4 protein-coding genes are annotated in these 3,463 nt (G+C 41.9%); all 4 read right to left on the reverse strand.

The genetic code is table 11. The features are described 5' to 3' along the window. Positions 1–674, reverse strand: a 674-nt coding sequence (locus tag PHG87_07460) for a hypothetical protein (GenBank protein ID MDD5478012.1), incomplete at its 3' end; no start/stop codon positions are given. Between the two features lie 150 nt (positions 675–824). Next, on the reverse strand, positions 825–1,415 hold the full coding sequence (locus PHG87_07465; GenBank protein ID MDD5478013.1) for a hypothetical protein: 591 nt from the start codon (positions 1,413–1,415) through the stop codon (positions 825–827). A gap of 15 nt (positions 1,416–1,430) precedes the next feature. Then, positions 1,431–2,375, reverse strand: coding sequence for an AAA family ATPase (locus PHG87_07470; protein ID MDD5478014.1), 945 nt, complete (start codon positions 2,373–2,375; stop codon positions 1,431–1,433). 230 nt (positions 2,376–2,605) lie between these two features. Further along, on the reverse strand, positions 2,606–3,463 hold an 858-nt coding region (locus PHG87_07475; protein ID MDD5478015.1), incomplete at its 5' end, for a hypothetical protein.

A 3,463-nucleotide genomic window follows, 5' to 3' on the forward strand; every position in this document is an offset into this window, starting at 1 on the left:
CGCAAACAATCTGGAATAGGGTGTTTGACCAGAAAGTCTTTCCACTCTTCCAATAAATCTTCGTCGCTAGTTAGGGGTGTTGAGTTTCTTTCAATCTGTAATCCACTGTAGTTTGTTCTAATGCCTTTACCTTGTTTCTTAAACTTAATGTCAAAGCCCTCCATTGGGTCTTCAACAAAGATGCACTCTCCCGTTTCTTCGTTAATACTCAATTCGTTTATCTCCCGATGCACGCCAGGGGGCATTGTCCACAATTCTGGTTGTTCTCCATCACTCGATTTACGGTTTATGACCCAAACCGCTTTCCTAATCTTGGGCTGTAGGGAAGAAATATAGTCTTTATCTTCCCCTCTTTTTGACGCTTTCATGCGTTCTTCACACAAAGGGCAGGGTTTACCCTTCATCTTGGAAAGGCATAAGTAGGATTGTTCATCTGGGCCTACCCTGTAATGCACCCAAACATCAAAGGCAAAGTCTTTATACCCCTTCCAAGTAGGTGGACATATCCTAATTCTATTAGAACCGTCCTTTGGAGTAAAAGTATCAATCCCAGACTTAATGTAAGAATCAAAAGCACCCCCCGACTCTTCCGCGGAAGAGCGCACTTGGTCTTTTGTCCTACCCCTATAACTACCCCATCGACTTCCACTAGTTCTTTCTCTTCGCCGTTTCATCTGTTTCTCCCTTGTTAGTAAAAAGTAAACGCCTAATCACTCGATACTTTGCATCGTAGAACGCACTTACTATAGTGTAAACAAGTGAGTGAGTGCAGAATAGGACACAAAAGTAAACAACAACCGAAAGACCGATATAGTATAAATAGTCTAAAACCATTCTCTTTTTCTCCGTTTGCTCTTGGCACGTTCGATTGCTTCATCTTTTACAGACCCCATCTTTTCACCCTTTATCGCAGAAGTAGTGAAGTAATTACCCAACCATAATTCTACTAAATCATGTATTGCGTGGCTTCGCGTGCTAACGGTATCCTTCAAAACCCCTATTTTATTGGAAAGCTCTTTTGCAAGGGTATACCCCACTCTTGCTCTCTTTACTTTATCGTGGGCGACAACCAATTTACTTAACTTTGCCTCTGTTACCTTTTCCCCCTTTCTCTCTAGTTTGCTTCTAATGTCATTGTCCACTTCGGACATTACATAGTCAACAGCGTCTTTGTACCAATCCCTATGGGAGATTGCCTCTGCATATAATTCTCCCACTTTTCTCATTAGGTCTAATTGCCTAATTAGTTCCAAGTCGAGACTGTCCTTGTCAATTTTCAGTTGCTCTTTTAGTTCATTATACCTATCTGGTAATCTATTGGATAGGTCTTTTTCATTATAGTCTGCCGGAAAACATTCCTTGTCAAGAGGGTCGTGGTTGGAAACAACATCATTAAGTCTTGGTCTACGTTTCATTAGTGTTTTTCCTCTTTAGTTTGCGCATGTTTTTCTAGTGTCACTATAATATTCCACAACACGCCCAATGGATTCTACTAGGGTAGTTAGTCCATCCGAATTGTCGCATGGGGCAGAGAAACTATCCAATACCATTAAGGCATATTCTGGAAGTCCGTACTCGTTCATTGCAATAGCACGAAAATAACTTCTAATAGTTAGTCTAATGGTTTCGGGTGGCGATTGAATGCCCCTTAGAATCTTCATTAGTTTCATCCAAGACTGTTTCTTAGATATTGCTCTACATAGAGCAATTACTTCTGGGCTATCTAAGCTAGAGAGCATAAGACTATTGGCGTGTTTTACGGAATCCGCGAATTGGCACGCCATTAGATATGTGATAGCCCTTCTCGCACTTCCATTAGAGTTTTCCACTATAGCATTTACTATATCGTGGGAAACCCTCATATCTTCTTTTTCGATGATGTTGGAGAGAATATCCCTTATTGAGTTATCGTCGATAACTTGTAAGTCAAGACAAATGCACCTATTTGTAATGGTCTTGGGCACTTTGTTTTTTTCTGTAGTGCAAAGTATCCAATAGCACTTATCGTGTGGTTCCTCTATTGGTTTTTGCAATACTTGCCAAGCGGTTTTCGATAGTACATGGCATTCGTCGATTATGACAGCCCTGTTTCCGCCTTGCCAGCCCCCCATAATCATATTCTGGGTCAATTTCCTCATAGCGTCTGCACCACTATGAGTTGCAGCGTCAATTTCGGTTAGGTTTAGGGATAAATCGACCATGCACTTTTTTGCAATGATTCGCCCTATTGTTGTTTTGCCTACCCCACTTGGTCCACTTAGTAAGTAACTATGCGACGTGTTTTTTCTTAGGGCTTTTTCAAGCATAGTCGTTATATGGTCTTGACCCTTAATTTGTTTCAAGAGTTTCGGTCTGTATTTTATATGCAAGTCCACTTTTTCCCTCCGGCTTATATGCTGTAATCACACCAAAGAAAACAAAGCACGTTATTTGGCTCTTAAGGGTACTCTTTCTCGTGTTTGTCTCGTTTCACCTTGCTTCTCGGAAAATCGCAATTTTTAAGAGCCGATTATGGGTGATTTAGTAGCCCAGTAATCAGCGCTTTTTTTTCGGTGTTGTCGGCGCAACCCTCGAAACGCGACGCCGCGTTTCGCTGCGGCGAAACTCATTGGTCTATAAATGGAAAGACACTATCAAGACTCCCCAATAGGGCCGGGTCTTTTACTGTTCGCAAGGGAATGACTTTTGCTCCGACTTCCAATGCAACCTTTATCGAGTTGGTCTCTTCGCCCTTATCCAAGAGGACAACCGTAGTATCGTACCTATTACTCAATAGTCTCAAAGCCCTAATGAGACTCGGCTTGATATTTGTACTAAAAAGCGCAGTTGAGTGTATCCCAAGGTTTCGCCCCAAATAATCTACCCTAAGAGAATCAAAGGGCCCCTCGCAAATAACCAACGCCCTGCCCCCGTAAGCTATACGATTACGGAACAACACCCCGTAATTACCCCATTTTTCCATCATATAACGCCGTTTTGAAGCACCTATCGCCCTGCCAACCCATCCGGTTAGATTGCCTGACAAGTCATAAATAGGGAATATAACCCTATCTTTGTAATTACCAGTATTGGCTTTGTAAATAGGGTAATTCTTTAATACCCATCTTAGTGCTTTTGTATTATAACCCCTAGTGCGCATGTATTCCCAGAATCTATCCTTTTCCATTATAGGCACAAATTGTTTCGGCCAGGGAATTGGTTTGGGTTTTTCCTCTTGGGTCATTTTATCTAATATGTCTTGTAGTTGTTCTTTGAAACCCTTTCGATCTCTTAAGCCGCTCCACACAATACCATGTGCCGTTTTATACGGGATATGGCAAACTTTACTAATAAGACCGGCTAAGTCTTTCCCTCTATGACTTGCGTTTCTCCAACAGGACCACCTACCATTTTTAATGTTTATTCCAAGATGGAAAGATGGGTCGAGACTCCCGCAATATGGGCAATGGATGCAGACATTGCC

The sequence above is a fragment of the Candidatus Omnitrophota bacterium genome (assembly GCA_028716245.1).
GTDB lineage: Bacteria > Omnitrophota > Gorgyraeia > Gygaellales > Profunditerraquicolaceae > UBA6249.